Genomic DNA, 553 nt, shown 5'->3' with positions numbered 1-553 from the left:
CAGTTGGCTAAAATAAGTGAGGCACGAACAAAAAGCCAACTGTAATTTGTCCGGCTTGAAAACCCTTGTTAGGTGTTTATTCCACCGAAACTATTTTAATAGATGTTAAGCACTCTGATGTAAAGCCAAGTGGTTCTAAACTATACCTGACACCTTGAACTCCTCTTTTTTTAGGCAAACTATACCCTTTCATTACTTCTAAGGTGTTCATATTAAACCTAATAGTATATTCAATATTTTGATTGTCGGGAGTTATAGTCATATTTAAATATGGTGGTAAACGCGTTAAATTATGATACCAAGAACTTGATATATCCAATGAATACATAAATGTACTATTATCTCCAAAATACTTTGAAAGGCACTCTGGCATAATTAATTTTTTATCTGCAATTTGAAGAGTTAATGATTTACGATCAAATGATGCAGGTTCATATTTCTGCGGAAGACCAATTAAAACTCCATCATCTTGGATTTTAACCCCAGTATCTTTATGAGCAAATAAAAAAGAACTATAAAATATCGATAATACTATCAAAGTTAACCGCATTCT

Annotated in this window: 1 protein-coding gene; it reads right to left on the bottom strand. The window is 32.0% G+C overall.

Annotated elements, in window-relative coordinates; translation table 11 throughout:
* Nucleotides 1–76 precede the first annotated feature (76 nt).
* Nucleotides 77–553 (bottom strand): hypothetical protein (locus I6F43_RS20010; protein WP_231614119.1); only part of this gene is annotated, 477 nt, incomplete at its 5' end.

Source organism: Pseudoalteromonas sp. NZS71_1 (assembly GCF_015864305.1).
Lineage (GTDB): Bacteria > Pseudomonadota > Gammaproteobacteria > Enterobacterales > Alteromonadaceae > Pseudoalteromonas > Pseudoalteromonas arctica.
Note: the sequence above shows the minus strand (reverse complement) of the source record. Positions and strands in the feature narration are given on the sequence as shown.